17 protein-coding genes are annotated in these 18,382 nt (G+C 62.6%); 8 read left to right on the forward strand and 9 right to left on the reverse strand.

Translation table 11 applies throughout. The features are described 5' to 3' along the window. Positions 1–142: 142 nt before the first annotated feature. Both rpiA and ACZ5BO_RS33310 read left to right on the forward strand, forming a co-directional pair. Entirely contained in the window at positions 143–814 is a 672-nt protein-coding gene (gene rpiA / locus ACZ5BO_RS33305; RefSeq protein WP_464697553.1) for a ribose-5-phosphate isomerase RpiA, read from the forward strand. Between the two features lie 348 nt (positions 815–1,162). Next, positions 1,163–3,109: an autotransporter domain-containing protein gene (locus tag ACZ5BO_RS33310; protein ID WP_464697554.1), complete on the forward strand. Its 1,947-nt coding sequence runs from the start codon at positions 1,163–1,165 to the stop codon at positions 3,107–3,109. Here ACZ5BO_RS33310 and ACZ5BO_RS33315 read toward each other — a convergent pair whose 3' ends face one another. The 4 genes from ACZ5BO_RS33315 to ACZ5BO_RS33330 form a co-directional block, all read right to left on the reverse strand. Beyond that, positions 3,110–4,012: an SdiA-regulated domain-containing protein gene (locus ACZ5BO_RS33315; protein ID WP_025130975.1), complete on the reverse strand. Its 903-nt coding sequence runs from the start codon at positions 4,010–4,012 to the stop codon at positions 3,110–3,112. It lies immediately after the preceding gene. 94 nt (positions 4,013–4,106) lie between these two features. Then, a complete protein-coding gene (locus ACZ5BO_RS33320; RefSeq protein WP_464697555.1) occupies positions 4,107–5,039 on the reverse strand; it encodes an SdiA-regulated domain-containing protein in 933 nt (310 codons plus the stop codon). Between the two features lie 163 nt (positions 5,040–5,202). Then, a complete protein-coding gene (locus ACZ5BO_RS33325) occupies positions 5,203–5,868 on the reverse strand; it encodes a fumarylacetoacetate hydrolase family protein (protein WP_025130973.1) in 666 nt (221 codons plus the stop codon). A gap of 44 nt (positions 5,869–5,912) precedes the next feature. Continuing rightward, entirely contained in the window at positions 5,913–7,307 is a 1,395-nt protein-coding gene (locus ACZ5BO_RS33330) for an FAD-binding oxidoreductase (RefSeq protein ID WP_464697556.1), read from the reverse strand. Between the two features lie 203 nt (positions 7,308–7,510). Between ACZ5BO_RS33330 and serA the strand changes: the two genes are divergently transcribed. Continuing rightward, a complete protein-coding gene (gene serA, locus ACZ5BO_RS33335) occupies positions 7,511–8,740 on the forward strand; it encodes a phosphoglycerate dehydrogenase (RefSeq protein WP_025130971.1) in 1,230 nt (409 codons plus the stop codon). Between the two features lie 134 nt (positions 8,741–8,874). Here serA and ACZ5BO_RS33340 read toward each other — a convergent pair whose 3' ends face one another. Next, a complete protein-coding gene (locus ACZ5BO_RS33340; RefSeq protein ID WP_025130970.1) occupies positions 8,875–9,312 on the reverse strand; it encodes a DUF4399 domain-containing protein in 438 nt (145 codons plus the stop codon). Positions 9,313–9,444: 132 nt separating this feature from the next. Between ACZ5BO_RS33340 and ACZ5BO_RS33345 the strand changes: the two genes are divergently transcribed. Next, entirely contained in the window at positions 9,445–10,230 is a 786-nt protein-coding gene (locus tag ACZ5BO_RS33345) for a transporter substrate-binding domain-containing protein (protein WP_025130969.1), read from the forward strand. Positions 10,231–10,323: 93 nt separating this feature from the next. Here the strand turns inward: ACZ5BO_RS33345 and ACZ5BO_RS33350 are convergent, their stop codons facing one another. Together ACZ5BO_RS33350 and ACZ5BO_RS33355 are read right to left on the reverse strand one after the other, a co-directional pair. Continuing rightward, the gene (locus ACZ5BO_RS33350) at positions 10,324–10,806 is read right to left on the reverse strand and encodes a 2-thiouracil desulfurase family protein (protein WP_464701418.1); all 483 of its coding nucleotides are present in this window, start codon (positions 10,804–10,806) and stop codon (positions 10,324–10,326) included. Between the two features lie 2 nt (positions 10,807–10,808). After that, entirely contained in the window at positions 10,809–11,441 is a 633-nt protein-coding gene (locus ACZ5BO_RS33355) for a 2OG-Fe(II) oxygenase (protein WP_025130967.1), read from the reverse strand. Positions 11,442–11,870: 429 nt separating this feature from the next. Here ACZ5BO_RS33355 and ACZ5BO_RS33360 point away from each other — a divergent pair, with 429 nt between their 5' ends. Further along, entirely contained in the window at positions 11,871–12,623 is a 753-nt protein-coding gene (locus tag ACZ5BO_RS33360) for a DUF2059 domain-containing protein (protein WP_025130966.1), read from the forward strand. A gap of 132 nt (positions 12,624–12,755) precedes the next feature. Here ACZ5BO_RS33360 and bipL read toward each other — a convergent pair whose 3' ends face one another. After that, on the reverse strand, positions 12,756–13,694 hold the full coding sequence (gene bipL, locus ACZ5BO_RS33365) for a phospholipase BipL (RefSeq protein WP_464697557.1): 939 nt from the start codon (positions 13,692–13,694) through the stop codon (positions 12,756–12,758). 109 nt (positions 13,695–13,803) lie between these two features. On the opposite strand from bipL, the gene ACZ5BO_RS33370 reads away from it, so the two are divergent. Together ACZ5BO_RS33370 and ACZ5BO_RS33375 are read left to right on the forward strand one after the other, a co-directional pair. Next, positions 13,804–14,382, forward strand: a complete 579-nt coding sequence (locus tag ACZ5BO_RS33370; RefSeq protein ID WP_464697558.1) for a DUF6436 domain-containing protein — start codon at positions 13,804–13,806, stop codon at positions 14,380–14,382. A 110-nt stretch (positions 14,383–14,492) separates the two neighbouring features. Further along, positions 14,493–16,904, forward strand: a complete 2,412-nt coding sequence (locus tag ACZ5BO_RS33375; RefSeq protein WP_025130963.1) for a penicillin acylase family protein — start codon at positions 14,493–14,495, stop codon at positions 16,902–16,904. A 32-nt stretch (positions 16,905–16,936) separates the two neighbouring features. Here the strand turns inward: ACZ5BO_RS33375 and ACZ5BO_RS33380 are convergent, their stop codons facing one another. Next, the gene (locus tag ACZ5BO_RS33380) at positions 16,937–17,842 is read right to left on the reverse strand and encodes a cupin domain-containing protein (protein ID WP_464697559.1); all 906 of its coding nucleotides are present in this window, start codon (positions 17,840–17,842) and stop codon (positions 16,937–16,939) included. Between the two features lie 111 nt (positions 17,843–17,953). Here ACZ5BO_RS33380 and ACZ5BO_RS33385 point away from each other — a divergent pair, with 111 nt between their 5' ends. After that, positions 17,954–18,295 carry a carboxymuconolactone decarboxylase family protein gene (locus ACZ5BO_RS33385; protein WP_025130961.1) on the forward strand — a complete coding sequence of 114 codons (342 nt, stop codon included), beginning with the start codon at positions 17,954–17,956 and terminating at the stop codon, positions 18,293–18,295. The last annotated feature ends 87 nt before the right edge of the window (positions 18,296–18,382 follow it).

Consider the following 18,382-nt stretch of genomic DNA (forward strand, 5'->3'; position numbering starts at 1 on the left):
CGCTTCGCCCTTCGGCGCCAGCAACCCACCCCGATCACCACCGCCGCCCCCGGCCGATTAGCCAAACGGGCAATGACCTGACCTGCGCCGGCGCCTATAATGCCGGCCTTTGTGCCCCCCCCTTGCCCGCTTCGGAGCCCGCATGACCCAGGATCAACTCAAACAGGCTGTCGCCCAGGCCGCCGTCGACCTTATCCTCCCGAAACTCGACGACAAGAGCATCGTCGGGGTCGGCACCGGCTCCACCGCCAACTGCTTCATCGATGCCCTGGCCCTGCACAAGGGCGCCTTCGACGGCGCCGTGGCCAGCTCCGAAGCCACCGCCGCGCGCCTCAAGGGCCACGGGATTCCGGTGTATGAACTGAACACCGTCAGCGACCTGGAGTTCTACATCGACGGCGCCGACGAAAGCGACGAGCACCTGAACCTGATCAAGGGCGGTGGCGCTGCCCTGACCCGCGAGAAGATCGTTGCCGCCGTGGCCAAGACCTTCATCTGCATCGCCGACGCCAGCAAGCTGGTGCCGGTACTGGGCAACTTCCCGCTGCCTGTGGAAGTGATCCCCATGGCCCGCAGCCACGTAGCCCGGGAACTGGTGAAGCTGGGCGGTGATCCGGTGTACCGCGAAGGCGTGCTGACCGATAACGGCAACATCATCCTCGACGTGCACAACATGCAGATCACCAACCCGGTGGAGCTGGAAAGCCAGATCAACGCCATTGTCGGCGTGGTCACCAATGGCCTGTTCGCCGCGCGCCCGGCAGACGTACTGCTGCTGGGGACTTCGGAAGGGGTGAAAACCCTCAACGCCTAAAGCGCACGGCCAGCTTCATGCAGGAGCTGGCTTGCCTGCGATGCAAACGAATCGGTGTGCCAGTAGCACCGAGGTGGCGCCATCGCAGGCAGGTCCGCTCCCACATTCAATCCTGCTCGCTCACCCGATCCGTGTAACAAAAACGCTACTTTTCGCAGCATGCCTCTCCAAAACCGTGCACTGAGTCACGGCATCCCACGCCTTCATTGGTATCAAATCCGTTACAAATTACAGCCAGGCGACCCACGCGTTTAACAATGCGCCACTTAGCAATCGCCCAGGGAATGAGGCGCGCATCGTGCAAAGGGTCTGGGCTTAACCCCTCCTTCTCAGCTCAAGGAAGACTTTGTGATAAAGCCCCTCGCCCTCGCAATCAGCGTTATCGGCAGCCTGCTGGCAACGCAAACCCAGGCCTACGATTACGGCCAGCACGCCAATACCACCCTGGAAAAGTTGATCAACGACTACCCCGGCCGGTATCGCGGCACCGCCAATTTCATCGGCGCGGCAGATTGGATGCAAAGCCAGATGGGCTCGGCCTATAGCATCAGCCGCCAGAACTTCACTTGGAACAACGGCAGTCGCGCCTCGCAGAACGTGGTGGCCTACGCCGCCGGCACCAAGCCGCAATACGTGGTGATCGGTGCGCATTTCGACACCTACTTTGGCCGCCCTACCTTGCAAGGCCTGGACGACAACGGCTCTGGCGCCAGCGTGCTGACCGAGGTGGCGAAGAACCTTGGCGGCTTGCAATTGGAAAACGGCCTGCAGATTGTCGGCTTCGGCGCCGAAGAGGAAGGCCTGCGCGGCTCCAAAGCCTTTGTCGACTCACTGAGCGCCAGCCAACGGGCCAACATGCTGGCGATGATCAACCTCGACAGCCTGATCACCGGCGACATGATGTACGCCCACGCCGGCCAGAACAGCACCGCCAACCCGGCCTTGGCGTCATTGCGCGAACACACTTTCCAGATTGCCAAGGAATTGAACATTCCGCTGTTCACCAATCCCGGCCTGGACCCGCAATACCCCAAAGGCACCGGCTGCTGCAGTGATGGCGAGCCTTTCGAGCCGCTGAACATCCCGATTCTGTATATAGAAGCCACCAACTGGGAGCTGGGCGCCCTGGACGGCTACACCCAGACCAACAACCCGAAAATCCCTGGCGGCTCGACCTGGCACGACCCGGCAGAGGACAACAAAGCCGTGCTCACCGATGCCTTCGGCCAGGAACGCATCAACCAGCGCCTGCGCGACTATTCGCGCCTGCTCAGCCGCCTGGTGCTCGAGCTGACCAACGCCGACCTGATGGCCTCAACGGCCTCCGGCGGTGCCGTTGCGCGCAACATGCAAGACAACCTGCAACGCCAGCACCAAGCCATGGTGCGCCTGCATGATCGGCGCTGGCTGACGCTTCAGGCGGCCAGCCGCGAGGTCGGCAGCTTCGATGGCGAAGTGGGCGTGGACGGCGAATACACCCCAGACAGCGGCTTCGACAGCCCGCTCAACCGTGACGCCCGGCGCCTGGGCGTACATGCCCTGGGCGACTACCAGCTGAGCTCCAACCTGAACATCGGCGCCAGCCTCAGCTACCTCAATAGTCGCGACAAGCTGGAGCACCGCGGCAAACTGGACAGCGACACCTGGCAGGCGGCGGTCTACGCCTTGCTCAATGATGGCGGACCGAGCTGGCTGGCCGGCGACTTGAACGTCGGCCGCACACGCTTTGATGCCAAGCGCAACCTGCTGATCCAGGCCAGTGGCGGCCCGATCCTGCTCAACCAGCAACTGAGCGGCAACACCGACGCGCTGTCCTTGGGCGCGCGCGTACTGGGCGGTTATGACTTCGACTTCGGCGCCATCAAAAGCGGGCCATTCGCCGGACTGGACTACACCCATTACCGTATCGACAAATTCCATGAGAAACAGGATCTGCGCACCGCGCTGGAGTACCAAGAGCAGTCTTTCGACTCCCTGGAAGCCAGCCTTGGCTGGCGCGTGCGCGGCGCCGTTGCCCTGCCCTACGGCTTGAGCCTTCTGCCTTACGGCGACATCGCCTGGGTCAAGGAACTGGCCGACGGCCGCCTCGATGACCTGCAATTAACCGCCCACGCCGATGGCCAGGCGCGCACGGCCAAACTGGGCTCAGTGGACAAGAGCTTTGGCCGCGCGCAAGTCGGCAGCCAGTTGGCGATCACCCCACAACTGGGCATATACGCCGAGCTCAACAGCCGCCTTGGGCATGCCGAAGGGAGCCAGACCGGCTATTCACTGGGCGTGCAGTGGATGTTCTGATCAGGGCTTCTTGAACACATAGAACAGGTTCGGCTCGCTGACCAGATACAGCGAGCCTTCGTCATCCATGGCGATCCCTTCCGCCTGAGGGACACGATTTTTCAGGCCATGGCGCCCGCCGAGCAGCGAGAGACTGCTCAGCGGGCGGCCGTCGATGTCCAACTCCAGCACCAGAAACGACTCATCGGACAGCGCCAGCAAGTGGCCGCTGCGCTCGTCGTACTGCAGGCTAGACAGATCACGCACAAACAGCCCGGCATCGCGCTTGGGGTTGTTGATGACGTGCACCGAGTAGTTTTTTTCCGGTTTGAAATGGGGAAACCCGTGGACCTCGTAAATCAGCATGGGGTCCCGCTCCTTGGCCACGAACAGACGCTTGCCCGAGGCATCGTAGGCCAGCCCTTCGAACCCCTTGTTACCACTCATATGAACACCCAGGCTGATCTGTTCGGCATCCGCGGCATCGATAAAAGTGGTGTCGTCGCGCAACTGGATCTTGATCAGCCGATGCTGGCGCTCGTCGCTGATCACATAGGTGTCGGCACTGATGAACTCCACCGCCTCGGGATCGCCGAACCCCAGCAGATCGATACGGCGCAGGATCTGCCCATCCAGGGAGAGCTCGATCAGTTCGGAGTTCTTGTTGGTGACGGTGAACAGGCTCTTGCGCAGTGGGTCGTAGGTCAAGGCCGAGACTTCGTCGAGCCCCTGGATAGGCTGCGCCTGGAGACTCGCACGATAGTCGCCAAGCCCCAGCGACTGAGGGTCGGCGGCCTGCCAGAGGGACTGCCAGTCAAACCAGGCCCGCTGCCACAGGCGGTGATTGTGGGCCAAGACCGCCAGCAGGACGACCAGCAGGCCAAGGATCAGGAAGGCAGGGTGCAGACGGGTCAGGCGGTACATGGTCGAAAAGCTCGAATTCAGGACAGGCTGATGAAATATCACAGCTGACTGAATTCAAACTTAATCGGCCGGGTACAGGCCGGAGTCGGAAGGCTTATTGCTTTTCGAAGCGATAGAACAGGTTGGGCTCGCTGACGATGTACAGGTTGCCGGCCTCGTCCATGGCCACGCCCTCGGCGCGGGGAATGGTGCTTTTCAGGCCGTTGAAACCACCGAGCAGCGCCATGAAGCTGACCTGCTCGCCCGCCTCGTCCAGCTCCAGCAGCAAATGGGAGTCGGCCGACAGCACCAGGGTGTGGCCTGTACGTGGATCGATGCCCAGGGCAGACAGGTTGCGCAGGTCCAGTTCGTCGCTGGGCAGCTTCTGCTTGTCGCCCTTGAGGACCTGGCTGCCATCGCTGCTCCAGGTGAACAGCGCTGGAGGACGCTCCTCACCCAGCAACAGCTGCTGCTTGCGCGGATTCCAGGCGATCGCTTCGAACGCCTTGTTCTGGTCTGCAGAAGGGCCCAGGTCGTAGCTCGGGAAGTCGGCGATATTCAGCTCCTTGGTGGCAGCATCGACCTTGACGATCACCAGCGAATGCTGGCGCTCGTCAACAATCGCCAACAGGCCGTTTTCCATGACCGTCACCCCTTCCGGGTTGCTCCAGCCCACCAGGGGGATTTTGCGCAGGACCTCGCCTTGCAGCGTCAGCTCGGCCAGGAACGGGTGCTTGCCCATGACCGAGAACAGGGTCTTGGTTTGCGGGCTATAGGCCAGGTCGGAAGCCTCATCGCGCTCCATGCCAGGCAATGCCTTGGCATCGATGACCGCACGGTAGGCGGGCAGCCAGATACTGGCGCTACGTTCGGCAGGCTCGACGAACCCCTCCTGCACCCAGAGGGCGCCGCGGTCATCCCAATGCATGATGCTGGCAACGCCATAAGCGATCACGCCCACCAGCAACAGCCAGGAATACCAGCGCATGCGCAGCCGCACACGCAATCGGCGAACACCATGAGGGTCAGACAGAGGGGGGGCATCCATCACAAGAGTTCCAGAGATCGGCCATAGGTAATAGCACACGAATTTCAGGTTCGCGAACCATAAACTTGGGAATTATCCGGAAGATATGTGAAAAAACGGTAAAAGGCAGCGCCCTTTCTGCGAGGCGCACGGCATTCCCGTGCCACCCGCAAAAAGTTTCGGATCAGCGGACGCTGCTGGTGAAACGACTGGCGCCCGGCAACTCCAGCACCAGCTCATCACCGACGTTCAACGGCCCGACCCCGACCGGGGTACCGGTCAGGATCACGTCACCGGCCTGCAGCGAGAAACAGCCGGCCATGTACTGGATCATCGGCACGATCGGGTTGAGCATGACGCTGCTGTTGCCATCCTGGCGCACTTCGCCATTGATGGTCAGGCGAATGCCGATGTCGGTCAGATCGGCAAAGGTGCTGCCCACCACGAACGGCGCGATCACCGCTGCGCCGTCAAAACACTTGGCAATTTCCCAAGGCAGCCCCTTGGCCTTGAGCTCGGCCTGCTTGTCGCGCAGGGTCAGGTCCAGCGCTGGGGCGAAACCGGAAATGGCATCCAGCACTTCTTCACGGCTGGGCTTGGTGGACAGCGGCTTGCCGATCAGCACCGCGATCTCGGCTTCGTAGTGCACCGAGCCACGCTCGGTGGGAATGGCAAAACCGCCTTCCAGTGGCACCACGCAACTGCCCGGCTTGATAAACAGCAGGGGCTCGGTAGGAACTGGGTTATCCAGCTCCTTGGCATGCTCGGCGTAATTGCGACCGATACATACCACCTTGCCCACCGGGAAATGAATCCGGGTTCCGTCGACATACTGGTGCTGATAGCTCATTTACCGACTCCTGCTCGTCTGCTTTATCAGGACGCTGCTTGGGCTCAAACAGCGAAGATCTTGCCCGGGTTCATGATGCCGTTGGGGTCGAACACCGCCTTGACCGCCTGCATGTAGTCGATCTCCACCGGCGAGCGGCTGTAGGTCAGGTAGTCGCGCTTGGTCATGCCCACGCCATGTTCGGCGGAAATCGAACCGTTGTACTTCTCGACGGTTTCGAACACCCACTTGTTGACCGTGGCGCACTTGGCGAAGAACTCGTCCTTGCTCAGGTTGTCCGGCTTGAGGATGTTCAGGTGCAGGTTGCCGTCGCCGATGTGGCCGAACCAGACGATTTCGAAATCCGGGTAGTGCTTGCCGACAATCGCGTCGATTTCCCCGAGGAACGCCGGCACTTTCGAGACAGTGACCGAGATGTCGTTCTTGTAAGGGGTCCAGTGGGAGATGGTTTCGGAGATGTACTCGCGCAGCTTCCACAGGTTCTGCAACTGGGTCTCGCTCTGGCTCATCACCCCGTCCAGCACCCAACCCTGCTCGACGCAGTGCTCGAAGGTTTCCAGGGCATGGTTGGCCACTTCCTCGGTGGTGGCTTCGAACTCCAGCAGGGCATAGAACGGGCAGTCGGATTCGAACGGCGCCGGGACATCGCCGCGGGCCAGGACCTTGGCCAGGGCCTTGTCGGAGAAGAATTCGAAGGCCGTGAGGTCAAGCTTGCCCTGGAACGCGTGCAGTACCGGCATGATCGAATCGAAATCCGGGGTCCCCAGGACCATGGCCGTCAGGTTCTTCGGCGCCCGGTCCAGGCGCATGGTGGCTTCCACCACGAAGCCCAGGGTGCCTTCCGCGCCGATGAACAACTGACGCAGGTCGTAGCCGGTGGCGTTCTTGATCAGGTCCTTGTTCAGTTCCAGCAGGTCGCCCTTGCCGGTGACCACTTTCATGCCGGCTACCCAGTTACGGGTCATGCCGTAGCGAATGACCTTGATTCCGCCGGCATTGGTGCCGATGTTGCCGCCAATCTGGCTGGAACCTGCCGAGGCGAAATCCACCGGATAGTACAAGCCGTTTTCTTCCGCCAGGTTCTGCAACTGCTCGGTGACCACACCCGGCTGGCACACAGCGGTGCGATCGGTCAGGTTCAGGTCGAGGATCTGATTCATGTAGTCGAAGGACACCACCACTTCGCCGTTGGCCGCTACGGCAGCAGCCGAGAGCCCGGTGCGCCCGCCAGAAGGCACCAGGGCAACCTTGTGCTGATTGGCCCAGCGCACGATGGCCTGGACCTGCTCGGTGGTCTTGGGAAACACGATGGCCGTCGGGGCCGGAGCGAAATGCTTGGTCCAATCCTTGCCGTAAGCATTCAGGGAGTCAGCGTCGGTCAGCACCTTGCCAGGCTCAACCAGGGTCTTCAGCTCATCAATCAGGGCAGGATTGGTCATCGACAGAACTCTCGAACAATTCATGGTCATCCTGAGAACGCTTCACGTCGCAGGAATGAGTGTTTAGCGGGGCGCGTATGCTAGCATACCGCCCCCGCAGCAGAGTGCCCAAGGGCCTTCTGCGGTGTCGGCCCAGTGCCGCCCAGGTCAGCTCAAGCTGTCCACTTCCCTGCCATTTTTCTCCGGGACACAGGTTTACGCAGATGAGCAAGACTTCTCTCGATAAGAGCAAGATCAAGTTCCTTCTCCTCGAAGGCGTCCACCAATCCGCTGTCGACGTCCTCAAGGCCGCCGGCTACACCAGCATCGAGTACCTCACCGGTTCTCTGCCGGAAGCCCAGCTCAAGGAAAAGATCGCCGATGCACACTTCATCGGCATTCGCTCCCGCACTCAACTGACCGAAGAGATCTTCGACCACGCGAAGAAACTGGTCGCAGTGGGCTGCTTCTGCATCGGCACCAACCAGGTTGACCTGTCCGCCGCTCGCGAACGCGGTATCGCCGTATTCAACGCGCCTTACTCCAACACCCGTTCGGTCGCCGAACTGGTGCTGGCCGAGGCCATCCTGCTGCTACGCGGCATCCCCGAGAAAAACGCTTCCTGCCACCGTGGCGGCTGGATCAAGAGCGCGGCCAACTCCTTCGAAATCCGCGGCAAGAAGCTGGGTATCGTCGGTTATGGCTCCATTGGTACCCAGCTGTCGGTCCTGGCCGAAGGCCTGGGCATGCAGGTGTTCTTCTATGACACCGTGACCAAGCTGCCCCTGGGCAACGCCACTCAGGTAGGCAACCTGCACGACCTGCTGGGCATGTCCGATATCGTCACCCTGCACGTGCCGGAAACCGCGGCCACCCAGTGGATGATCGGCGAGAAGGAAATCCGCGCCATCAAGAAGGGCGGGATCCTGATCAACGCCGCCCGCGGCACCGTGGTCGAGCTGGACGCCCTGGCCGACGCGATCAAGGACAAGCACCTGATCGGCGCCGCCATCGACGTGTTCCCGGTGGAGCCGCGCTCCAACGACGAAATGTTCGAAAGCCCGCTGCGCGGCCTGGACAACGTGATCCTGACCCCGCACATCGGCGGCTCCACCGCTGAAGCCCAAGCCAACATCGGCCTGGAAGTGGCAGAGAAGCTGGTCAAGTACAGCGACAACGGTACCTCGGTGTCCTCGGTCAACTTCCCGGAAGTAGCGCTGCCGGCCCACCCGGGCAAGCACCGTCTGCTGCACATCCACGAGAACATCCCGGGCGTGATGAGCGAGATCAACAAGGTCTTCGCCGAAAACGGCATCAACATCTCCGGTCAGTTCCTGCAGACTAACGAGAAGGTCGGCTACGTGGTGATCGACGTCGACGCCGAGTACTCGGACCTGGCGCAAGAGAAGCTGCAGCACATCAACGGCACCATCCGTTGCCGCGTGCTGTTCTAAAAGCAGCTACCAGCGGCAAGTTCCAAGCTGCAAGCCAGAGCCCGCTCTTACTTGCGGCTTGTAGCTGAAACCTTGCAGCTAGTTGCACAAAAAGGGAGCCTTCATAGGCTCCCTTTTTTGTGCGGTATTTACGTTTATTTCACCGTTACTGTGATTTTCTTGGAGACGATCACCGGGTTGAAGGGCACGTGGTTCTTGTCCGCCAGCTCCAGTTGCAGGGTGTGCTTGCCCGGGGCCAGGGTCACTTCGGTTTCGGTCTGGGCCTTGCCGAAGTGCAGGTGGTTGGCGTCCATCGGGATCGGCAGGTTCTCGGCCGGCAACTGATCGACGTCGATCAGCAGGTGATGATGGCCGGTGTTCGGGGTCTGGTCGCCAGCCGGGGCCAGGGCCATGCCTTCAATGCCGAATTTGACCGTGAAGGTCTTGTCCACGGTGGCCCCGTCAGCGGGAGAAACGATCAACACCTTGGCACCGGCAGGAGCCGGGGTCCGAGGGATTTCCGCTGCGCCGGCAAGCATCGAGGCCCCCAGCAACAGACCGGTCAAGGCAGCACGCGACATAAAATTTTTCATTATCTTCTCCAGTTTTTCCGTAAATCTTTTACGGTGATGACAACTTCATGGCAATTCGTTGTCGAAGGCACTCATCACCTTAGCAAAGCGAGCCTGAACGGCGCATCGCTCATATAAATTCAAGGAGTGACCATGCGTTTCCTGCCTGGCCTGATACTTTTGCTGCCCCTTGTGAGCACCTGCGCTCAAGCCGAACTGATGGACGACATCAATGACCGCGGGGAACTGCGCATCGCCCTGGAAGCCAATACGCCACCCTTCAACTTCAAGGATGACGGCAAGCTGACCGGTTTCGAGGTCGAGTTGGGGCAATTGCTGGCCAGCGAACTGGACGTGCGCGCGGACTTCGTGGTGACCGAGTCCGCCGATTTGCTGCCCGGAGTCGAAAGCGGCAGGTTCGATGTCGCCATCAACCACATAGCAGTGACCCCGGAACTCAAGGATCGTTTCGATTTCAGCGAGCCCTACAGCTATTCCAGTGCGCAGTTGATCGTGCGCAAGGAAGAGCAGCGTCCGCTGTTTTCCCTGCAGGCCCTGCGCGGCCAGGCGCTGGGCGTGGCCCAGGGCAGTCAGTTCGTCGATCAGGCGCGCACGGTGGAAGGTATCAACCTGCGCAGCTATCCCGATGCCCAGCAGCCGATCAAGGACGTGGCAGACAAGCAGATCGATGCCGCCATCAGCGACCGCCTGCTGATTCCCTACGCCATTCGTGACAGCCGCCTGCCGGTGAAGGAAGGCGCCAAGGTAGGACCGACCCTGAGCCTGGCCATTCCCTTCCAGAAGGGCAGCCCGGCCTTTCGTGCGAGCCTGGACAGCGCCCTGCAACGGATCAAGGCCGATGGGCGGCTGATGGCCCTGTCGGAAAAATGGTTCGGCATGGATGCGAGCAAGCCACCCAAGGCCGAAGCCGGGCAGTAGATCGGCAATTACAAGGACATCGATGGGGCGGGGGTGCCGAGGACTTCCAGGGCGCAGGAAGCCCGGCAGACTCTGTCCCACCCGCAGCTAAGGCTACAGGGCGGCCAGGGCAGCAGCGGCTTCGGCCAGTTGCAACTCACTGAAGACTCGGACCCCGTGGCGCCTCAGCAGCGCAGCGGTAACCCCTTCGCCCTGGACCCGGACCCCGCTGAAGGTGCCGTCATACGTCAGCAGATTGCCGCAGGAAGGGCTATTGGCCTTGAGTACGGCAATGCGAATCCCGTGTTTCTCCACCAGCTCCAGGGCCTGCCGGGCACCGCAGAGGAACTCGCCGCTGACGTCCTCGCCGTCGCGGGTCAGCACCGGTGCCTTGCCCTCCAGTACGTCCACCCCCTGCCCGCCCGGAATCTCTGCCGCCGCCCGCGGCGTCGGCAAACCGCCGGCCACTTCCGGGCACAGGGCAACCACGCGCCCTTCCTGCTGCCAACTGGCGAGTTGAGCGAACGGCCCGCTGGCCCCACCGTCGTAGCGTACGCGGTGACCCAGCAGGCAGCGGCTGACCAGAATCTTGTGCATCATCAAAATGGCTCGTTGCCACGACGCCGGAACCAGCCCGTCAGGGAAAGGCGTTCGCGGGTCGCGGGGAGGACTTCATGGGGCACCTCGCCGGAAAGAAACACCACCAGTTGCCCCCCTACAGGGACCACATCGTATTGCCCCTGGTCTTTGAGGTACATGCGCAACTGTCCGCCGTGCTCCGGCAGCCATTGCGAGTTGAGGTAGATCACCGCCGACACCATGCGCCGGTCGTCATCGCGAAAACGGTCCACGTGACGCTTGTAGAAGGCGCCCGGCGGGTACAGCGCAAAGTGGCATTCGAAATCCTCGAGCCCGAGAAACAACCCCCGATTCAAGGCCTCGCGCAGGCTGTCCATCAGCCCCAGGTAGGTGTCACTGGCTCCAGCCTCGCCAGGTTCGATCCACTGGATGTGATCGCCCCGAATCCCCTCGCGAATCTCCTGGGCCGGGCCTCGCCCCACCGCTGCAGGAGCCAGCTCACCTTCGGCTGCACGTTTGCGGCACTCGGCCGCCAGTTCGAGGGTCAAAGCCTCGGGCAGGAAAATGCTCTGCTGCGACCAGCCACAAACGGCCAGGTCGTCGACGATTCGCAACAACAGCGGGTGATCAGAGGGTATGTGCATGGCGCGCATAGTATCCAGCATCGGATAAATCCGACAGAGCCACAGAGCGGAGGATGGTGCATTTTTTTCACCTGCACTTTTCCGTCATTACTTCAGGAGTGAAGACCGTTGCCGACGAGCCCGATGGCCATCGCAAAAGGTGCAAGGCATGACAGGCGATACCGCCAGGGATCGCGCCCAGGGCAAGCCCCGCAATGCCGCTTCGCAGACTATTGCCAGCACGCCAAAAAGGCCACGCTCCGCCTGGCGCGCGGCGCTATCGCCCAAGCCTTGCCCGGAGCAGGCCAGGCATGCTCCACGCCTCCTGCCGCGCCCCAACCGGGTCGCTGGCACGACCTGCCATCGGACATCAGCACTTGCCGGGGGACGAACCTGATACGAATTCTCGACAACCACCGCCTTGCCCCGGAGAATAGTCGCCTGCTGACAGGAGTCCCTATGCGTCGTCTGCTTTTCTCACTGTTGATGTTCTGTGCCTTGCCTGCCTGGGCAGACAGCTACGACCAGTTGTACAAGGTCGCCGGCTGGCCGGAACAACGCGCGCATTTCAATGATGCCCTCAGCGCCGCCCAGCAGCGCTACCAGAACAGTTTGCCACCGGCGGTCTACCAGGCCCTGGTGGATAACAGCAACCAGCGCTTCGCGCCCCAGGCCGTTGACCGTCGCGCCGAAGCACAACTGCGGCAGAACCTGGTGGATCCAGCACCCGCACTGGCCTTCTTCCAGTCGCCCCTGGGTCGCAAGATCGTCGCCGCCGAACTGCTGGCGACCCGTCGCGACCAGTTGGCCAAGAATGCCCAGGGCTTGCCGAAAATGCAGGCCAGTGACAACCGCCAACTGATCATCGGCCATCTGGCGCAAGCGCTGCCGGCCAGGGAAGCAGGGGCAGAAGTCAGCCTGGCGATTGCCGGGGTCGCCGCCGACAGCCTGAGCCAGATGATTCCCGGCTTGCTGGGGGGCGGCCAGGCCCAGGGCATGCTCAACGGCCAGCGCCAGCGCCTGATGCAACAGATCGGCAATGACCTGAACAACACCCTGCTGTATGTCTATCGGGAGCTGTCCGACACCGAGCTGGAAGAGTTCGCAACCTTTGCCGAGTCCAGCGAAGGCAAGGCTTATTATCAAGCGGCCCTGGCAGCGATTCGCGCTGGCCTCGCCGTGGGCCAGAGCACCTCAAGCCTGGCGCCCTGACCCCACCCCTTCTCCCGATAGCCAGGAGAACAGGCCTCTCTCAGCATCCCTGCCGCCGCCGGCGCAGTGCCGCGCAGATAAAGCGCAGCCTGCAGCGGCTACGGGCGACGCCGCAGTTTCGGAGAGGGCCGGTCAGACATGCTGGGTAAGAAAGGCGAAATACTGGTCGCGGTACAACGGAATTTCATTGGCCAGGTGATGCCGTGCCTCGGGCAGCATCAGCACCTCGGGTGTGGCGAACTTGCTGCGAATCACCTGCAGGTTGTGCTCCCAATCCACGGTCATGTCCGCCTGCCCCTGCACGATCACCGGTTGCCTCGAGCTGCGGGGCGCCGCTTCCAGGCGCTTGATCCAGCGGGCCAGTGCACCGACCCAGGCCGTGGGCAGGCGCTGGGGCTGCAGCGGATCGACCTGGAGAAAGGCAAGGAAGTCCGGGTCGTTGGAGTTCTCGCTGAAACGCCGGGCAATCCCGGTGACAAAAGGCCGTAGCAGGTAATAACTGAGCATCGACCAACCCCAGGCTCGCGGCCGCACCAGGGGCGAAAGCAGCATGACCTGCCCCTGGGCCGGACTCTCGCTGCCCTGCAACAGCAGGTGATCCATGATGATCGCACCTCCCGTGCTCTGGCCGAACAAGTGCCAGGGCTGGGGCAGATCCAGAGAACGGGCCTCGGCGAACAAGCCTTGCAGCACCCGCTGGTATACGGCGAAATCATCGATGCTGGCCCGCTCGCCACTGGATAGGCCGTGCCCGGGCAGGTCGCAGGAAATCACCACGAACTGGCGCTGCAAGGCCCACTCGATCACGTGCCGATACAGGCCCATGTGGTCGTAGAAGCCATGGAACAGGAATAGAGTTGCCCGTGGTTCCTGCGGCCACCAGACCTGGCTGACCACCTCAAAACCGTCCACCTGAAAACGCCCCAGGCGGCTGCGCGGCACCGTGGCACACCCGGCAAAATCCACACCGTAGAAGCGCTGGTAGGCCTGCCCCTCCACCGACAAGGGCTGCCCGGCAACCAAGGGTTGCAGGCTGGTGCGCAGATGATCGGGGTCGAAGGTCACGGACATGGGGGTTTCCAAAACGGGGTACCAGGAACAAAACAGGCTTTATCGGCCTGCGATATTCATCTGTCGCGGCAAGCATGGCAAGCTACGCGACCTTCGAGGACCGTTCCCAATGCCCCAGCGCCACCGCACGACCCTGCTAGCCAGCCTGCTTGTACTGATCTGCGCCCTGGTGCTGTGGGCTGCCTACGACTGGTTCCAGGGACGGTACCTGCGAACCTTCAGCGAGCACACCGCGATGTTCTCCGGCGATCCCCTGCAACTGCCCGCCGAGCTGGCCGGTCCCGGGGCGATCCGCCTGGTGCACTTCTGGGACCCGGCCTGCCCCTGCAACGTCGGCAACCAGCAGCATCTGGCCGAACTGATCGACATCTACGGCCCCCGGGGCGTGGAGTTCTATGCGGTGCAGAAGCCTGGCAGCCACGGCCAGTTGCCCGCCACCCTGGGCCAGTTGAAAACCCTCGAGCACCTGCCCGGAGCCGAACAGATCCCCGCCAGCCCGGCCGTGGCAATCTGGGACCGCAGCGGCAAGCTGGCCTACTTCGGCCCCTACAGCGAAGGCCTGACCTGCAACTCCAGCAACAGCTTCATCGAGCCCATCCTTCAAGCACTGCAGGAGAACCGCGCGGTCAACGCCACCCATACCCTGGCGGTCGGTTGCTACTGCCCGTGGCCACCCGCTGCCGACTAAGGCATTCGCGACTATTCAAGGACTGCCCCATACGCGCAGCCCGAGACTTGTGCTACATGTTGGCAGCTCTCCCGGAACGGCACCGGACACAACAACAGCAAGGAGCCCCCATGAAACGCAGCCTGACCGTCGTCGCCATCCTGATCCTCGCCCTGCTGGCGGGGGCCGGCGCCTATCTGTACAGCAAGCAGCCGACGCGCCAGGGCCAGGTCGAACTCAAAGGCCTGCAGGGCTCGGTCACCGTGCGCTACGACGAGCGCGGCGTGCCCCATATACGTGCCGAGAACGAAGCCGACCTGTATCGCGCCCTGGGGTATGTCCACGCCCAGGACCGACTGTTCCAGATGGAGTCCCTGCGGCGCCTGGCCCGCGGTGAACTGGCCGAAGTCCTCGGCCCCAAGCTGCTGGACACCGACAAACTGTTCCGCAGCCTGCGCATTCGCGAACGCGCCGACAGCTATGTGGCCGGGCTCGACCGCCAGTCCCCCGCATGGAAGGCCCTGGAGGCCTATCTGGACGGCATCAACCAGTATCAGGACAGCCACGCCAGCCCTCTCGAATTCGACGTCCTGGGCATCCACAAGCGGCCGTTCACCGCAGAAGACACCATCAGCATTGCCGGCTTCATGGCCTACAGCTTCGCCATGGCCTTTCGCACAGAACCGCTGCTGACCTATATCCGCGACCAATTGGGTAATGACTACCTGAAGGTCTTCGACCTCGACTGGCAGCCCAAGGGCGTGCTGGCCAAGGGCAAGTCGCAAGCCGCCCTGCCCCTGGCCGCCATCGATTGGCAGGAACTGGGCCAGATCGCCCGCCTCAGCCAGCAAGCCCTGGCCGATGCAGGCCTGCCGCAGTTCGAGGGCAGCAACGCCTGGGCAGTGGCAGGGGCCCGAACCAAGAGTGGCAGAGCACTGCTGGCCGGTGATCCGCATATCCGCTACTCACTGCCGTCGGTGTGGTACGAGGCCCAGCTCTCGGCCCCCGGCTTCGAACTCTATGGTCATCACCAGGCCCTGGTACCCTTCGCCTTTCTCGGCCACAACCTGGACTTCGGCTGGAGCCTGACGATGTTCCAGAACGACGACCTCGACCTGATCGCCGAGAAGCTCAACCCGCAGAACCCCAACCAGGTCTGGTACCAGGACAAATGGGTCGACCTGGTCAGCAGCGAACAGCAGATCGCGGTCAAGGGCCAGGCACCGGTCACCCTGACCCTGCGCCAGTCGCCCCACGGCCCGATCATCAACGACATGCTCGGCACCACCGTAGGCAAGGCCCCAGTGGCCATGTGGTGGGCCTTTCTGGAAACCCCGAACCCGATCCTCGACGGTTTCTACCAGCTCAACCGCGCCGACACCCTGGCCAAGGCCCGTGCGGCTTCGGCCAAGGTCCAGGCACCGGGCCTGAACATCATCTGGGCCAGTGCCAAGGGAGATATCGGCTGGTGGGCGTCTGCGCTGCTGCCCAAGCGCCCGGTCGGCGCCAAGCCGGCGTTCATTCTCGATGGCAGCACCGCCATGGCGGACAAGGAAGGCTTCTACCCCTTCAGCGCCAATCCGCAGGAGGAAAACCCGGCCCGGGGCTATATCGTCTCGGCCAACTTCCAGCCGGTGTCTCCCACTGGCATGGAGATTCCCGGCTACTACAACCTCGCCGACCGCGGCCAGCAACTGGACCGGCAACTCAGCGACAAGAACCTGAAGTGGGACCTGGAGAACACCCAGAAGCTGCAACTGGGTACCACCACTGCCTACGGCCCACGCCTCCTGGCACCCTTGCTGCCGGTGCTGCGGGAAGTGGTCAGCGCTCCCGAAGAGTTGAAACTGCTGGAGCAACTGGCGAAGTGGCCAGGCGACTACCCGCTGGATTCCACCAGCGCCACCCTGTTCAACCAGTTCCTGTTCGAACTGGCCAACGCCACCTTCCATGAAAAGCTCGGCGATGCCTATTTCGATGCCCTGATCCAGGCCCGGGTGGTGGATGCTGCCTTGCCGCGCCTGGCCGCGGATCCCGACTCCCCCTGGTGGGACGACCGCACCACGCCTCAACGTGAAAGCCGGGCCGATACGCTGAAGGTGGCCTGGCGCGCCAGCATCGACCACCTCAAGCGCACCCTGGGAGACAACCCGGCGCAGTGGCGCTGGGGCACCGCCCATACCCTGACCCATGGCCATCCGCTGGGCATGCAGAAGCCCCTGGATCGCCTGTTCAACGTCGGTCCGCTGGAGGCTCCCGGCAGCCATGAAGTGCCGAACAACCTCACCGCCAAGATCGGCCCCGCGCCCTGGTCGGTGGTGTATGGCCCGTCGACCCGGCGCATCATCGACTTCGCCGACCCGGCCCATAGCCTGACCATCAACCCGGTGGGCCAGAGCGGCGTGCTGTTCGACAAGCACTATGACGATCAGGCCGAGGCCTTCATCGAGGGCGTGTACCAGCAGGCGCACTTCAGCGACGAGGAAGTCACCGCCAACACCCGAAGCACCCTGAAGCTGCTACCGGCGCGCGCCGTCCAATAAGGCAGAGGTCAGCCATGGCCGGCAAGCGTCACCTACAGGGCCCGACGCACCCGGCCTGGCGCCTGCCCGTAGACCTGCTTGAACTTCTTGCTGAACGCCGCCTGGGATTGATAACCGACCTGGGCGGCAATCTCGTTCAAGCCCAGGGGCGAATGGCTCAGCAGATTGAACGCACGCTCCATACGCACCTGAGTCAGCAACACCCAGGGCGATACCCCCGCCACACGCACGAAAACCCGCATGAAAGTGGCCCGGGACATGGCCGCAATGCCCGCCAGGCGCTCAATGGTCCAATCATTGGCCGGGGCCTCCAGCATGGCCTGCCAGGCCCGTTTCAGGCGCTTGTCACTCAGCAGGGCAAGGGGCCCCGCCGACGGCTGCACCTGGGCCAGGTAAGCCCGCAGTATCAGGGTGAAGAGGGCCGAGGACAGCGCATCCAGTAAAACCCCCGCGCCCAGTTGCTCTGCCTCTGCCTCACTGCGCAACAGCTGCACCAACGCCCTCAGCGAGCTGTCGGCGGCCAGATCGGCGCCGCCAATGACCAGATGCTGTGGGAGGGCCGACAGCAGCATGGACGCCGGGTTGTAGTGGAAACGCCCACACAGCATATCCAGCTCGATGCCGGGCTCGCCGAAGCGATGCACCGGCAACACACCGCCCTCTTCCACCCGCGGCAGGCTCGGCGCCACCTCGCGCCCGGCACTCAGCAGCAGATGCCCCGCACCACCGGGCAACAGCAGAATGTCGCCCGCGCGCAACGTCTGGCGCTGGCCGTCAGGCAATTGGATCCGACAGCCGCCCGCCAGCACGATGTGATAAGGCGCCGTACCCAACGCCTCCTGGGAATGGTCCAGTGCCCAGTCGCCTTGAAACTGGCAGCGCAGATCGAGGCTGCCGCGAACGCCGGCCTGGGCAATGAGAGTATCGATGGCATTCATATGAGCGTATCGGGCAGATACCTGAGCGAATCGGACAAACGAGGCGCACCAGGATGGTCAAGACTGAGGGTGTCGCAACAGTACACCCCAACCCATCCCGGAGTGAATACGATGTTCCACAACTGGTCAGAACTGCTGCCTACCATCAAGAAAGCCTTTGCTTCCCTGGGCAGAAGCAACCCGAAAATGGTCCAGGCCTATATGGCCCTGGGTGAAGCCGCTGAAGAAAACAACGTGCTCGACGCCAAGACCCGCGAGCTGATTTCCATCGCCGTGGCCATCACCACCCGCTGCGACGGCTGCATTGGCGTACACACCGACGCTGCGATCAAGGCTGGCGCCACCCGCGAGGAAGTGGCCGCGACACTGGCCACGGCGATCTCGCTGAACGCCGGGGCGGCCTATATCTACTCGCTGCGCACCCTGGAGGCGTATGACAGCCTGAAGCCCTGATCCTACGGCGAGCAACGCGCTACGTGGCGCTTGCCCCGGCGTTATCCCGATCGGCACGAAGGGGAAACCCAGGGCAAAAAAAACCTC

The organism is Pseudomonas sp. FFPRI_1 (assembly GCF_055384485.1).